Below are 12,590 nucleotides of genomic sequence, written 5' to 3' on the forward strand. Positions count from 1 at the left end.
AGGCGGTCGGCAAGGACGGCCGATAACAAGCTACAGCCTGGCGCCGGTTGCGGCAGGCCGGGGTCCGTCGGTCGCGATCCAGATGACGTGGCGTGCGCCGCGCTTGCCATTGGCGCGGACCTTGACTTCGTCGACGGCGAAGCCCGCCTGCTTGAGCCTGCGGGTAAAACCGCTGTCGGATGCCTGCGACCAGACCGCCAGCACGCCGCCGGGCTTGAGCGCTGCTCTCGCGCTGATCAGCCCGGCAATACTGTAAAGGGCATCGTTTGCCTTGTGGACGATCCCTTCCGGCCCATTGTCGACGTCGAGCAGGATGACATCCCAGGCCGAGGCTTCCGATCGCACGACCTGCCCGACATCCGTCTCGCGAATGGTCAGGCGCGGATCATCGAGACAGCCGCCGAACAGCGAGGCCATCGGGCCGCGCGCCCACGCCACCACGGCGGGCACCAACTCGGCGACAACGATGCCGGCATCGGCGCCAAGCTCGGCAAGCGCGGCGCGCAGCGTAAAACCCATGCCCAGCCCGCCGATCAGGATTTTCGGCTGCCGGCGGCCGGAAATCCTTTGGCAGGACAGCCTCGCCAGCGCTTGCTCGGAGCCGCTGAGGCGGCTGTTCATCAGCTCGTTCGAGCCGAGCATGATCGAGAATTCGGCACCGCGTCGTTTCAGGCGGAGCTCGTGGTCGCCGTCAGGCGTTTTCGCGGTGTCGAGTTGGACCCATGGGATCATGCTCGAGAACCTGTGAGCATGACCTTTTCTCTATGCCGCCAGTGCCGGCTGGCTCCAGCGGGCGGCAAGCAGCCGGTAGGGGATCAGCGCCACCACGGCGATGATCAGCTTCACGCCGAGGTCGCCGAGCGCCCATGACACCCAGCGCATCGCCTCGATCGGCAGCACGCCGATCAGCGGCGCGGTTTCGAGCGCAAAGCCATCGTTCGGGCCAGCGAAGGCGAAAGCCGCCGAAAAGGCGATCGTGAAGAACACCGCGGTGTCGAACACCGAGCCGACCAGCGTGCCGACGATCGGCGCCCGCCACCAGCTCTGCCGGCGCAACCGGTTGAACACGGTCACGTCGAGCAGCTGCGCGATCAGGAACGCGGTGCCGGAAGCCGCCGCAATGCGCACCAGCCGGTCGGCAGCCGTTTCGAATTCGATCAGGCCGTAGCGGAATAGCAAGGGCGGGATGACGACCGAGCAGATCACTGCCGCCGTGAAGCCGACGAACACGATCCGGCGCGCCACAGCCGGACCGTAGCGGCGATTGGCAAGGTCGGTGACCAGGAAGGAGAACGGGTAGGTGAAGGCGCCCCAGGTCAGAATGTCGGCCAGCGACAGGCCTCCGATCGCACCCTGCAGCGGGAACTGCACGAGGACGTTCGACGCCACCACGACAAGCGCCATGGCCGCGACAAAGGGCAGGTATCGGGAGAAAAAGCTCATTTTTTTATCCTGGGTAATGGAACCAGCGGGGGTGTCATGCCGAGTTCGGACGACACTCCTTGGAAGGCGGTTGCCGAAAAAGGTTAAGCGGCCGGCTGTTCGGCAAGCTTCTTGGCGATCTGCTTCTTCAGCAGCCGCGCGCGCTGCGACAGCTCCTTGGCGTCGGCCTTGGCCAGGAACGCATCAAGGCCGCCGCGATGCTCGACCGAACGCAGCGCGTTGGCCGAAATGCGCAGGCGCACATTCTGGTTCAGCGCTTCCGAGATCAGCGTCACATTGACGAGATTGGGCAGGAAGCGACGCTTGCTCTTGTTGTTGGCGTGGCTCACATTGTTGCCGGACATGACTGCCTTGGCAGTGAGTTCGCAGGTGCGGGACATGGTTCTAAACCTTCAGTTCTCGGTCTGGCCAAACATTCGACCCGCGCCGGGTGGCGCGCGGTTTCGGTCAGGCGGCCTCATGGAAAAAGTTGGCGTTCCATAGTTGCATTTCGGCGATGCGTCAAGCTTCGGCTTGCGCGCGGCTGTGACGACGCCTTTCACATAAAGGCCGAAATTCAGTCTATAAGCGGTCGCACAAGGAGATGCCAGGCTGGAGTTGCGCGCTTCTGCTGAAAATCGAGGTTCGATCCCGCCATGCTTCGTTCGTCTCATGCTCTCCTTGCCTCGCTCGCCGTGGCGCTGCCGACGGCAACGTCTGCCGCCACGCAACAATCCTTCAAGGGCGAGTATACGGTTTCGGTTCACGGCTTCTCGGTGGCCAGGGCAAGCTTTTCCAGCAGTTACGAAGGCGATACCTATTCGATCGAAGGCAGCGTCTCCAGCGCCGGCCTCGCCACAATCTTCGATGACACGCGTGGCACGGTCTCGTCGAAGGGCAAGATTTCGGGCAAGCAATTGCAGCCGCAAGCGTTCCGCGCCGACTACAAATCGGGCGACAAGGCATCGATGATCGATATCCGGTTCGCCAACGGCACAGTTGTCGCGACGAAGATCGTGCCTGCGCCGAAGAAGCGCAATCCAAAAAACTGGATACCGGTGGCTGCCAGCCATCTCGCCTCGGTGCTCGATCCGATGGCCGCCACCGTCATCCATGCCGATAGTCTCGACAAGGTCTGCGGGCGAACGGTGAAACTCTATGACGGCGAGATGCGCGCCAATCTGAGGCTGACCTATGAGTCGAAAGGCTCGACCTCGGTGCGCGGCTACAAGGGCGATACCGTCACTTGCCGGCTGGATTTTGAGCCGGTGGCGGGTTATCGCAAGAACCGCAAATCCTTGGATTACCTGAGAAAGCGCAGCCGCATCACGGTGACGTTTGCGCCGGTCGGCCAAACCGGCGTATATGCGCCGATCCACGCCACGGTCGGCACGAAAATCGGCACGCTCACCGTCAGCGCGGAGCGGTTCGAAGCGACAGAATAGGCGCGATCGCGCCGCCGGAGACGGACATGGAGCGCGCAACACTGATCGGCTTCTCGGCGGTCGCCATGTGGGCGCTGCTGGCGCTGCTTACGGACGCTTCCGGCAAGGTGCCGCCATTCCTGCTTTCGGCGATCACCTTCACGATCGGCACCGGCGTCGGGCTCGTCGCGCGGCTGTTCACGCCGGCCACCGCCGGGAGCGAGAAAATACCGCCGCAAGTGTGGGTGATCGGCATTGCCGGCCTGTTCGGCTATCACTTCTTCTATTTCACTGCGCTGCGCAACGCGCCGGCGGTGGAGGCGAGCCTCATCGCCTATCTGTGGCCGCTGCTGATCGTGCTCGGATCGGCGCTGATGCCGGGCGAGCGGCTGGCCTGGAACCATGTCGTCGGCGCACTGCTCGGCCTTGCCGGCACTTTCCTGATCGTCACCAAGGGCGGCGGGCTTGCCTTCGACGCGCGCTATGCATTCGGCTATGCGATGGCCGGCGTCTGCGCCGTGCTGTGGGCGTCCTATTCGCTGTTGTCGCGCCGCTTTCCGTCGGTGCCGACCAGCATCGTCACCTGGTTCTGTGCGGCCACGGCAGCGCTTTCGCTTGTCTGCCATCTCCTGCTGGAAGAGACAGTCCTGCCTGTCGGCGCCGGCCAGTGGCTGGCCGTGCTCGGCCTCGGCCTGATGCCAGTGGGCGCGGCCTTCTACGCCTGGGATATCGGCGTCAAGCGCGGCAACATCCAGGTGCTGGGCGCGGCAAGCTACGCCGCGCCGCTGCTGTCGACGCTGGTGCTGATATCAGCCGGTTTCGCCGAGCCGTCCCTGCGCATCTTCGCCGCCTGCGTGCTGATCACCGGCGGCGCAGCGCTTGCGGCGAAATCGCTGTTTTTGCGCAAGAGGGCAGCAGGCGAGGCAGGGGCGTGATGCCGTTTCCCGGCGGCATCGACGCCAACGCCAATGCGGCGCTGCTGTTTTCGCTGGCCGCGGCGGTGATCTACGCCTTCACCATCGACATGCCACAGATGCTTGCGCGTTCCGCGGTCAAGACGCTGGCCGTGGCAATGCTCGCCGTGCTGGCATCGCTGCAGGGCGGTCCGTGGCTGCTCATCGCTGCGCTGGCGCTCAGCGCCATCGGCGATGCATTGCTGTCGCGCGACGGTGAAAAGGCCTTTCTCGGCGGACTGGCCAGTTTTCTCGCTGCGCATGGGTTTTACATCGCGCTGTTCCTGCGCTCCGGCGATGGCGTCGGGCTGTTTTTGGCCGAGCCGTGGCGCGCGGCGATTGCCGGGGCAATGGCCGTGTTCGCGCTCGCCATGCTTTTTGCGCTCTGGCGCCGTGTCAGCCCCGCCGCCCTGCGCCTTCCGATCAGCGTCTATATCGCGACGATTCTTGCCATGGGAATTTCGGCCCTCACTCTGAGCAATCTCTGGGTCGTCGGCGGCGCCGTGCTGTTCATGGCGTCCGACGGGCTGCTCGCCTCGGAAAAGTTCCTGCTGAGTGCCATCTCGCCGCACCGCGACTGGACGCGCTACGCGGTCTGGATGCTGTATTACGCCGCCCAGATGGCGATCACGATGGGTTTCCTGCTGGGTTAGGACTCCAGCCCGGTTCGGCCAGCTCGAATGCGGCGAAATCGAAACCCGGCGCCACGGTGCAGCCGGCCAGCGTCCATTCGCCCAGGCTGCGCGCCGACTGCCACCAGCCTGCCGGCACCACGATCTGCGGCCGCTCGCCTGCCGCCAGTGCCGTGCCGAGCACCTGCTCGATCACCGGCCCGTTTTCCCTGTGTATCGACAGCGCCAGCGGGGCGCCGGCATAAAAGTGCCAGACCTCGGCGGCGTCCTTGACGCGGTGCCAGGCCGACACCTGCTCCTGCTCCAAAAGGAAATAGATCGCGGTCGAATGGCCGCGAGCGCCTTCCGCGCCATCGCGGAAGGTTTCGGCATACCAGCCGCCTTCCGGATGCGGTTTCAGGCCGAGCGTCGCGATGATTTCGGCGGAACTGGTCATTTACCCCAGAACTTCATGGTTCCAGACCATCAATGGTGCTCAGAAATTATCCTTGCGCTTGCGAATTTCGGCGAACACTTCGGCGTCGGAGGCGTTCTCCATGCCGAGATGCTTGCGGATTGCCGGATCGTGCCACCGCAGGAACGGGTTGGTCGACAGTTCCTCACCGATGGTGGTCGGCAGCGTCGGCTTGTCGCCGGCGCGCAGCGCCTCGATTTTCGCGGCGCGCTCCTTCAGCGCCGAATTGGTCGGGTCGACGGTCAGCGCGAAGCGGGCGTTGGACAGCGTGTATTCATGGCCGCAGTAGACGATCGTCTCGGCCGGAAGCGCCGCGAGCTTCTTCAGCGAATCGAACATCACCGGCGGCTTGCACTCGAACAGCCGGCCGCAGCCGAGCGCAAACAGCGTATCGGCGGTGAACGCCACTTTCGACGCCGGCAGATGATAGGAGACATGGCCCGCCGTGTGGCCGGGCGTGGCGATCACGTCGATCCTCTCCTCGCCGAGGTGGATGACCGAACCCTGCTCGACGGTTTCGTCGATGCCGGGAATCTTGGCCTGTTCCGCCTCCGGTCCGACGATGCGTAGCTTATACCGTTGCTTCAACGCCAGATTGGCCTCGACATGGTCGACATGGTGATGCGTGATCAGGATCATCGTCGGCGTCCAGCCGGTGCGCTCGATCGCGGCCAGGATCGGCGCCTCCTCGGGCGCGTCGATGATCGCGGTCTCGCCGCTTTTCGGGTCATGCACCAGCACGCCGAAATTGTCGCTGCGGCACATGAATTGTTCGATTTCAACCGGCATCGCATCTCTCCACGAGAGCGCCGCAAAAAGGACGCTCTAACACTTTTTATCTGCTGCATCATGCTTTCCGAAATCGAAACCGATTTCTGGGCGATGCAGCAGTCGCCGCAGACATAGGGCGCTTGCCCGCACATGTCATCCGTCTTTGTAGAACTTGGCGCCTTTGTAGAACTTGGCGCCTTTGTTGAACTTGGACAGCATCGAAGATAGCGTGCCGCGCATGCATTCCGATATCGTCGACCTTCGCTCCTTTTATTCGACCACGCTCGGGCGATTGGCCGAACGCTCGATCACCATGGCGTTGTCCTCGATATGGGCTGTTGTGCCCAATGAGCGGCTGGTCGGCCTCGGCTACACTTTGCCGTGGCTGGAGCGGTTCGGCACCGATGCCGAACGTGTCTTTGCCTTCATGCCGGCGACGCAGGGCGCGGTGGTCTGGCCGGCCACGGGGCCGACCGCGACCGCGCTGGTCTTCGATGAGGAATTGCCGCTGGTCGATGCCTCCATCGATCGCATGCTGCTCGTCCATTCACTCGAACATGCCGAGAACCCGCGCGAGACGCTGAACGAAATCTGGCGGGTGCTGTCGCCCGCCGGCCGCGTCGTCATCGTCGTGCCCAACCGGCGCGGTGTCTGGGCCCGTTTCGAGCATACGCCGTTCGGCAGCGGCCGGCCCTTCTCGCGCGGCCAGCTCACCGAATTGCTGCGCGAAGCGAATTTCACGCCCGCGGCCTGGTCCGACGCCCTGTTCTTCCCGCCGTCGCGGCGACGCTTCATGATGCGGTTCCACAATGTGCTGGAGCGCGCCGGCCGCAGATTCTGGCCGATCTTTTCAGGCGTCATCGTCGTCGAGGCGCAGAAGCGGCTCTATCAGGGTGTGCCAGTCGTCCAGCGCGCCTCGCGCCGCGTCTTCGTGCCGGTTTTCTCGCCGCATGGCGCCACAAGGCTCGGCCGGATATCGCCGACCGGGAATGCGCCGTCGTCGGGCCGTCGATGACGTTTTCGTGATCGGAATCCCCGCTTTCCCCACCTATCTGTCGTGGGCGGGTTTGATACCCGATTGAGTCGACTTGTTCACCGGTTTCAGCATCGCACGAATTCAAGGGTCTTCATCAATGGCTGATCATCCGGATTTCGAGGTCAGCGCCAAGCCGATTGCCGCGTCGGTCGAGGCCAGCAGCCTGCGCGACCAGCTGGCGACAATCAGGCTGGCGCTGGCGAAGTCGCCGATCCGCAAACAACTGCTCTGGGCCTGCCTCGGCATAGTCGCCGTCATTGTGGCAACCTCGATCGGGCAGGTTCTGCTCAATCGTTGGAACGAACCCTTTTACGACGCGCTGGCTCGGCGCGACATGCAGGGTTTCCTGCACCAGCTTCTGGTGTTTGCCGCCATCGCCGGCGGGCTTGTGGTGCTCAATGTCGGCCAGACCTGGCTCGACCAGACGATCCGGCTGAAGCTGCGTGAGGCGTTAACCGTCGATCTGATCGGTGAATGGATGCGGCCGGCGCGGGCTTTCCGGCTCGCCAACGCCGGCGCCATCGGCGTCAACCCGGACCAGCGCCTGCAGCAGGATGCCGGGCATCTCTCCGATCTTTCGACCGGTCTCGGCATAGGGCTATTGCAGTCGTTCATTCTGCTTGTTTCGTTCGTCGGCGTCCTGTGGTCGCTGTCTTCCGGCTTCGTCTTCCATGTCGGCGGCTATTCGCTTGCGATTCCGGGCTACATGGTGTGGGCCGCCATTCTCTATGCCGGCACCGCCTCCTGGCTGAGCTGGCTGGTCGGACGGCCGCTCATCCGCTTTAACAGCGACCGCTACACGCGCGAGGCGGAGTTGCGCTCCTCGGTGGTCCGCGTCAACGAGAATGTCGACGCCATCGCGCTTGCGCACGGCGAGGCCGACGCGCGACGACGGCTTGAGCTCGACCTCGGCACGGTGCTGGGCGCGATGCGGCGCATCTACAGCGCCCAGATCAATCTTTCCTGGGTGACCGATTCCTATGGCTGGATCACTGTCGTCGCGCCGATCCTCGTCGCCTCACCGGTCTATTTCGCCGGCGATATCAGCTTCGGCGGGCTGATGATGGCTGTCGGCGCCTTCAACCAGGTGCATTCCTCGTTGCGCTGGTTCATCAACAATATCGGCGGCATCGCCGATTGGCGCGCCACGCTGATGCGCGTCGCCGATTTCCGCATCGCGCTTGCTGAAACGGATGTGCTCCACCACACCGAGAGGCGCATCGAGTTCGGCGAAAATCCGGACGGCAGGCTGACATTCGACAAGCTCGAAATTGCGTCGCGGGATGGATGTACGAAGCTCGCCGAGCCGCATGTCGAAATCCGTGCCGGCGAGCGCGTCATGATCACCGGAGATCCGCGCGCCGGCAAGACGCTGTTCTTCCGCGCCATTGCCGGTCTGTGGCCTTGGGGAAGCGGGCGGATCGGCATGCCGGCCGGAGAGGTGCCGACCTTCGTTCCCCGAAAACCGTATTTCCCGCTGGGCACGCTGCGCGAGGTGCTGGACCACGCCGATGCGGCGGTCAGCGACTCCGAGATCTCGGCGGTGCTTGCCGAGGTCGGCCTCGGGCGACTGTCATCCTCGCTCGACCGGTCGGCGCGCTGGGAGCGCGAATTGAGCGATGACGAGCAGCGCCTGCTTGCCTTTGCCCGGCTGGTCTTGCGGCAGCCGAAATGGGTGATCATCGACGAGGCTTTGGACACGTTCGACGGCGCGACGCTGCAGCGGGTGCTGTCGATGCTGGAGGCGCGTCTTGCCGACGCCGCGATCCTAAATATCGGCCGTGGCCAGCACAACATTGAATTCTTCCCGCGCTCATTGGCGATCGTGAAAGACGTCGAGCGACCGGCTCTGAAGCCAATCCGCGTCAGGGCCGGCGCGATCGAACCACCCCCGGCCGTCGCCAAAGCCCACCAAGAGGCATAGCTGGCCGTACAGCCAAGCTTTATTTTGCCGTGATCGCAGCGAAAGATTGCCGGTATCGTTCGGAAGCCTGCGGCGTTGGAACCGATGCTTGACGCGCTGAAAGCGCGTCCCGGTGAAGAGTAACATGCGACACGCTTTGAGTTTTTGCTTCGATGCTTGTCGTTACCCCAAAACCGCTGCGCGCTTTTGGGCGACATGCGTCAGCCTGCTTGCCTGCCTTGCCTGTGCCCAGGCAGCACCTTTGGCCGCGCCTGCCGACACCATTGCGGTGGACGTCGAACTGGTGCTGGCGGTCGACATCTCGCACTCGATGGACCAAAAGGAATTCGCCCTGCAGCGCGCCGGCTATGTCGAGGCGCTGCGCCACCCCGACTTCATCAATGCGGTGCGTTCGGGCGTGACCGGCCGCATTGCGCAGGCACCGTCCCCGACGACGCCGTCATTGCCTGGCAGGTCATCGACAATGCCGACAGTGCCGAGGCATTCGCCGACAAGATCGAGGCGCGCCCGTTCAGGAGCTTTCGCGGCACCTCGATTTCCGGTGCGCTCGCCTTCGGCGCCAAGCTTTTGGATGGAGCCGCCTTCGACGCGACGCGCAGCGTCATCGACATCTCAGGCGATGGCCCCAACAATATCGGGATGCCTGTCACCGCGACACGCGACGCCGCGATAGCAAAGGGAATCGTCATCAATGGCCTGCCGATCCTGATCAGCCCGTCGCCCAGCTTCAGCCATCTCGACCAATACTATGCCGAGTGCGTCACAGGCGGGCCAGGCTCCTTCGTGCTGCCGGTCTATGCCGCTTCGGAATTCGTGACAGCCATACGCCGCAAGCTGGTCCTCGAAGTCAGCGGTGTTGCCGATCCCAATGCCGACCCTGGGTCCGTCCCGGTCGATGCGGCAGCACCGGTCGACTGTTTGCAAGGCGAGCGCGGTCGGCGGTTTTTCTCCGATCCGTATTTTCCGGAACTTGATCGCTAGAGCGGGATGAGATTTATGGGAGTCGTGGGATTCCCAAATCAGCGATGATCTGATTCAACCTTGCTGCTGGGCAGGAGGCCAGCATTGATGGTTGGATATTCAATGGACCTGCGCGAACGGGTTGTTGCGGCGGTCAAGGTTGAAGGGCTTTCGCGGCGCGCGGCGGCTGCTCGATTTGGCGTCAGCTACAGCGCGGCGATCGAGTGGCTGAAGCGGGTGGAACAGACGGGGAGCGTGGCGCCCCGCCAAGTGGGCGGCTACAAGCCGAAGAAGATATCGGGAGCGTGGCGCGACTGGCTTGTCGAGCGCTGCCGGGAGAAGGACTTCACCTTGCGCGGGCTTGTGGCCGAACTTGGCGAGCGTGGCCTGAAGGTTGACTACCGCTCGGTGTGGGAGTTCGTGCACGCCGAGAAGCTGTCTCACAAAAAAAGACGCTGATCGCCGCCGAGCAAGATCGTCCCGATGTTGCGCGCCGACGGAGGCAATGGGTTCTGTATCAGGACCGGATCGACCCCGCCCGCCTGGTGTTCATCGACGAGACCTGGACCAAGACCAACATGGCCCCGCTCAGGGGTTGGGCACCGGTCGGACAGCGGATCAAGGCCAAAGTTCCCAATGGCCACTGGAAGACAATGACCTTTCTGGCTGCGCTGCGTCATGATCGCGTCGAAGCGCCCTGGCTCATCGACGGGCCGATCAACGGCGAGAGGTTCCTCCTCTATGTCGAGAAGGTTCTCGTGCCCACTCTCCAGCCGGGCGACATCGTTGTGATGGACAATCTCGGCAGCCACAAAGGCAAGGCCGTGCGTCGCGCCATCCGAAAGGCCGGCGCGAGGCTCTTCTTCCTGCCGAAATACTCGCCTGACCTCAATCCGATCGAACAGCTCTTCGCCAAGCTCAAGCACTGGCTGCGAAAGGCCGCAAAGCGCACCGTTGAAACGGTCTGCAACGCCATCGGCCAGATTCTCAACCGCGTCACACCGCTCGAGTGCTCAAATTACTTCGCAAACTCAGGCTATGACCGCAGGTAATCTCATCCCGCTCTAGACCTCGACGAATGGCGATCAGTCCCAGATGTCTCCGGACTCGGGCCGGTTGGCCGAAGCGACTGGGTCGCCGTTATCGCTTCAGCAGGAACACCGCCTGCTGGCCGAAGAAGTTCCAGAACCACCATGGCATCGACAGGCCGATTTTCTGGCCATTGGCGTCGAGCGCGGTTGCCTTTTCCACCGTTGCGCCAAGCTCCTCGCAGAGATTGACGAAGTCGCGGATGGTGCAGAAATGGATGTTGGGCGTGTCGTACCAGGAATAGGGCAGGTCCTTGGTCACCGGCATCCGCCCTTCGATGAACAGCGAAAGGCGCACCCGCCAGTGGCCGAAATTGGGGAAGGAGACAATGGCGTGCTTGCCGATCCTGAGCAATTCGTCGAGCACCAGCTTCGGGTTGCGGGTCGCCTGCAGGGTCTGCGACAGGACGACGAAATCAAAACCCTTGTCGGGATAGAATTTGAGGTCCTTGTCGGCGTCGCCCTGGATGACGGACAGGCCGCGCGCCACGCATTCGTTGACGCCGCGCTGCGACAGTTCCATCCCGCGGCCGTCGACCTGCTTCGTCGCCTGCAGCAATTCGAGCAGCAGACCATCGCCGGAGCCGACGTCCAGCACCCGCGACTGCGGCGGGATGAGATCGGCGACGACTTCGAGGTCGACGCGCTGGGCGTGGTTGACACTCATGATCGTGGCTCTTTCCTGGCGCATGACCTTGATCCGAAAAGTCTGCAACTTTTCGGGGTCATGCGCTGAGCCCCCTGGCGCGGGCCGCCGAGGCGATGAAGCCGTTGATGGCGGCAAACAGTTCCGGTTCGTCGAGCAGAAAGGCGTCGTGGCCGCGATCGGTCTCGATCTCGACGAAGGACACCGAGGCGCCGGCGGCGTTCAGCGCATGAACGACCGAGCGGCTCTCCTCGGTCGGGAACAGCCAGTCGCTGGTGAATGAAACCAGGCAGAAACGGGTCTTGGTGCCGGCAAAGGCGTCGGCGAGCCGGCCACCATGGTCGGCGGCGAGGTCGAAATAATCCATCGCCCTGGTCATGTAGAGATAGGAGTTGGCGTCGAAGCGGTCGACGAAGGTCATGCCCTGATGGCGCAGATAGCTCTCGATCTGGAAGTCGGCGTCGAAACCGAAGGTGAGCGCTTCACGATCCTGCAGGTTGCGGCCAAATTTCCGGTGCAGGGCCGCCTCCGACAGATAGGTGATGTGAGCGGCCATGCGCGCCACAGCCAGTCCCTTTTCCGGGCGCTTGCCCTGTTCGAAATATTTGCCGCCATGCCAGTCGGGATCGGCCATCACCGCTTGCCGGCCGACCTCATGGAAGGCGATGTTCTGCGAGGAATGGCGCGCCCCGGTGGCGATCGGCAGCGCAGAGAAAACGCGCTCCGGATAGCTCGACGCCCATTGCAGCACCTGCATGCCGCCCATCGAGCCGCCGAGCACCGAGAACAGCTTTTCGATGCCGAAATGGTCGACCAGCATCAACTGCGCCCGCACCATGTCGCGGATGGTGATGATCGGCAGGTCGAGCCCGTAGGGCTTGCCGGTGGCGGGATTGGTCGAGGCGGGGCCGGTCGAGCCGAGGCAGCCGCCGATGACGTTCGAGCAGATGACGAAGAAGCGGCTGGTGTCGATGATTTTGCCGGGGCCGATCAGCACTTCCCACCAGCCCGGCTTGCCGGTCACCGGATTGGTGCTGGCGACATGCTGGTCGCCGGTCAGCGCATGGCAGACGAGGATGGCGTTGGAGCGGGCGTCGTTGAGCGTGCCGTAGGTCTTGTAGGCGATCTGGAACGGCGACAGCAGTGTGCCGGCATCGAGCTTGAGCGGCTTGTCGGCACCGAAACGCAACACCGGGCTCGACGGCTCGTCGGCCTCGTTGTTGGTTCTTTTCGTGCGCAGCGCGACCATCGCATCCTCTTACATCAACCCATCGCGTTTT

At 63.4% G+C, this 12,590-nt stretch carries 13 protein-coding genes and 1 pseudogene; 7 read left to right on the forward strand and 7 right to left on the reverse strand.

All coding sequences use genetic code 11. The features are described 5' to 3' along the window. Nucleotides 1-30: 30 nt before the first annotated feature. The 3 genes from JG739_RS06445 to rpmB form a co-directional block, all read right to left on the reverse strand. The gene (locus JG739_RS06445; protein WP_202365745.1) at nt 31-732 is read right to left on the reverse strand and encodes a spermidine synthase; all 702 of its coding nucleotides are present in this window, start codon (nt 730-732) and stop codon (nt 31-33) included. A gap of 30 nt (nt 733-762) precedes the next feature. Continuing rightward, a complete protein-coding gene (locus tag JG739_RS06450) occupies nt 763-1,443 on the reverse strand; it encodes a queuosine precursor transporter (protein ID WP_202365746.1) in 681 nt (226 codons plus the stop codon). Between the two features lie 83 nt (nt 1,444-1,526). Next, nucleotides 1,527-1,823, reverse strand: a complete 297-nt coding sequence (gene rpmB, locus JG739_RS06455) for a 50S ribosomal protein L28 (protein ID WP_023797188.1) — start codon at nt 1,821-1,823, stop codon at nt 1,527-1,529. A gap of 255 nt (nt 1,824-2,078) precedes the next feature. Here rpmB and JG739_RS06460 point away from each other — a divergent pair, with 255 nt between their 5' ends. Genes JG739_RS06460 through JG739_RS06470 form a run of 3 tightly spaced genes read left to right on the forward strand, consistent with a single transcriptional unit; the run spans nt 2,079 to nt 4,452 of the window. Next, nucleotides 2,079-2,867: a DUF3108 domain-containing protein gene (locus JG739_RS06460; RefSeq protein WP_202365747.1), complete on the forward strand. Its 789-nt coding sequence runs from the start codon at nt 2,079-2,081 to the stop codon at nt 2,865-2,867. Nucleotides 2,868-2,893: 26 nt separating this feature from the next. Then, nucleotides 2,894-3,781: an aromatic amino acid exporter YddG gene (gene yddG, locus JG739_RS06465; protein ID WP_202365748.1), complete on the forward strand. Its 888-nt coding sequence runs from the start codon at nt 2,894-2,896 to the stop codon at nt 3,779-3,781. Continuing rightward, entirely contained in the window at nt 3,781-4,452 is a 672-nt protein-coding gene (locus tag JG739_RS06470; RefSeq protein ID WP_202365749.1) for a lysoplasmalogenase family protein, read from the forward strand. Before yddG ends, JG739_RS06470 begins: the two co-directional genes overlap by 1 nt. Here the strand turns inward: JG739_RS06470 and JG739_RS06475 are convergent. Beyond that, nucleotides 4,427-4,867: a cupin domain-containing protein gene (locus JG739_RS06475; protein WP_202365750.1), complete on the reverse strand. Its 441-nt coding sequence runs from the start codon at nt 4,865-4,867 to the stop codon at nt 4,427-4,429. The genes JG739_RS06470 and JG739_RS06475 overlap by 26 nt on opposite strands. Nucleotides 4,868-4,906: 39 nt before the next feature. Beyond that, nucleotides 4,907-5,674, reverse strand: coding sequence for a hydroxyacylglutathione hydrolase (gene gloB / locus JG739_RS06480; protein WP_202365751.1), 768 nt, complete (start codon nt 5,672-5,674; stop codon nt 4,907-4,909). Between the two features lie 220 nt (nt 5,675-5,894). Between gloB and JG739_RS06485 the strand changes: the two genes are divergently transcribed. The 4 genes and pseudogenes from JG739_RS06485 (at nt 5,895) to JG739_RS06500 (ending at nt 10,628) form a co-directional block, all read left to right on the forward strand. Continuing rightward, nucleotides 5,895-6,671: a class I SAM-dependent methyltransferase gene (locus JG739_RS06485; protein ID WP_202367361.1), complete on the forward strand. Its 777-nt coding sequence runs from the start codon at nt 5,895-5,897 to the stop codon at nt 6,669-6,671. Between the two features lie 118 nt (nt 6,672-6,789). Then, nucleotides 6,790-8,616: an ABC transporter ATP-binding protein/permease gene (locus tag JG739_RS06490; RefSeq protein WP_202365752.1), complete on the forward strand. Its 1,827-nt coding sequence runs from the start codon at nt 6,790-6,792 to the stop codon at nt 8,614-8,616. A 205-nt stretch (nt 8,617-8,821) separates the two neighbouring features. Then, a pseudogene (locus JG739_RS06495) lies at nt 8,822-9,597 on the forward strand (DUF1194 domain-containing protein). 87 nt (nt 9,598-9,684) lie between these two features. After that, nucleotides 9,685-10,628, forward strand: a protein-coding gene (locus JG739_RS06500) for an IS630 family transposase (RefSeq protein WP_446720497.1) whose coding sequence is annotated in 2 segments (ribosomal slippage) — nt 9,685-10,021 and nt 10,021-10,628 — 945 coding nt in all. Because the reading frame shifts where the segments join, the coding sequence is not laid out codon by codon here. Between the two features lie 88 nt (nt 10,629-10,716). Here JG739_RS06500 and metW read toward each other — a convergent pair. Both metW and metX read right to left on the reverse strand, forming a co-directional pair. Then, a complete protein-coding gene (gene metW / locus JG739_RS06505; protein ID WP_202367362.1) occupies nt 10,717-11,331 on the reverse strand; it encodes a methionine biosynthesis protein MetW in 615 nt (204 codons plus the stop codon). 58 nt (nt 11,332-11,389) lie between these two features. Then, nucleotides 11,390-12,559 (reverse strand): homoserine O-acetyltransferase MetX, encoded by a 1,170-nt coding sequence (gene metX / locus JG739_RS06510; protein ID WP_077372941.1) that lies wholly within the window; start codon nt 12,557-12,559, stop codon nt 11,390-11,392. Nucleotides 12,560-12,590 lie beyond the last annotated feature (31 nt).

It is taken from the genome of Mesorhizobium sp. L-2-11 (assembly GCF_016756595.1).
Lineage (GTDB): Bacteria > Pseudomonadota > Alphaproteobacteria > Rhizobiales > Rhizobiaceae > Mesorhizobium.

What these genes read in the sequence shown, in the direction of transcription:
- JG739_RS06445 (WP_202365745.1), bottom strand. Translation starts at nt 732, where the DNA reads ATGATCCCATGGGTCCAACTCGACACCGCGAAAACGCCTGACGGCGAC.
- JG739_RS06450 (WP_202365746.1), bottom strand. Translation starts at nt 1,443, where the DNA reads ATGAGCTTTTTCTCCCGATACCTGCCCTTTGTCGCGGCCATGGCGCTT.
- rpmB (WP_023797188.1), bottom strand. Translation starts at nt 1,823, where the DNA reads ATGTCCCGCACCTGCGAACTCACTGCCAAGGCAGTCATGTCCGGCAAC.
- JG739_RS06460 (WP_202365747.1), top strand. Translation starts at nt 2,079, where the DNA reads ATGCTTCGTTCGTCTCATGCTCTCCTTGCCTCGCTCGCCGTGGCGCTG.
- yddG (WP_202365748.1), top strand. Translation starts at nt 2,894, where the DNA reads ATGGAGCGCGCAACACTGATCGGCTTCTCGGCGGTCGCCATGTGGGCG.
- JG739_RS06470 (WP_202365749.1), top strand. Translation starts at nt 3,781, where the DNA reads ATGCCGTTTCCCGGCGGCATCGACGCCAACGCCAATGCGGCGCTGCTG.
- JG739_RS06475 (WP_202365750.1), bottom strand. Translation starts at nt 4,867, where the DNA reads ATGACCAGTTCCGCCGAAATCATCGCGACGCTCGGCCTGAAACCGCAT.
- gloB (WP_202365751.1), bottom strand. Translation starts at nt 5,674, where the DNA reads ATGCCGGTTGAAATCGAACAATTCATGTGCCGCAGCGACAATTTCGGC.
- JG739_RS06485 (WP_202367361.1), top strand. Translation starts at nt 5,895, where the DNA reads ATGCATTCCGATATCGTCGACCTTCGCTCCTTTTATTCGACCACGCTC.
- JG739_RS06490 (WP_202365752.1), top strand. Translation starts at nt 6,790, where the DNA reads ATGGCTGATCATCCGGATTTCGAGGTCAGCGCCAAGCCGATTGCCGCG.
- metW (WP_202367362.1), bottom strand. Translation starts at nt 11,331, where the DNA reads ATGAGTGTCAACCACGCCCAGCGCGTCGACCTCGAAGTCGTCGCCGAT.
- metX (WP_077372941.1), bottom strand. Translation starts at nt 12,559, where the DNA reads ATGGTCGCGCTGCGCACGAAAAGAACCAACAACGAGGCCGACGAGCCG.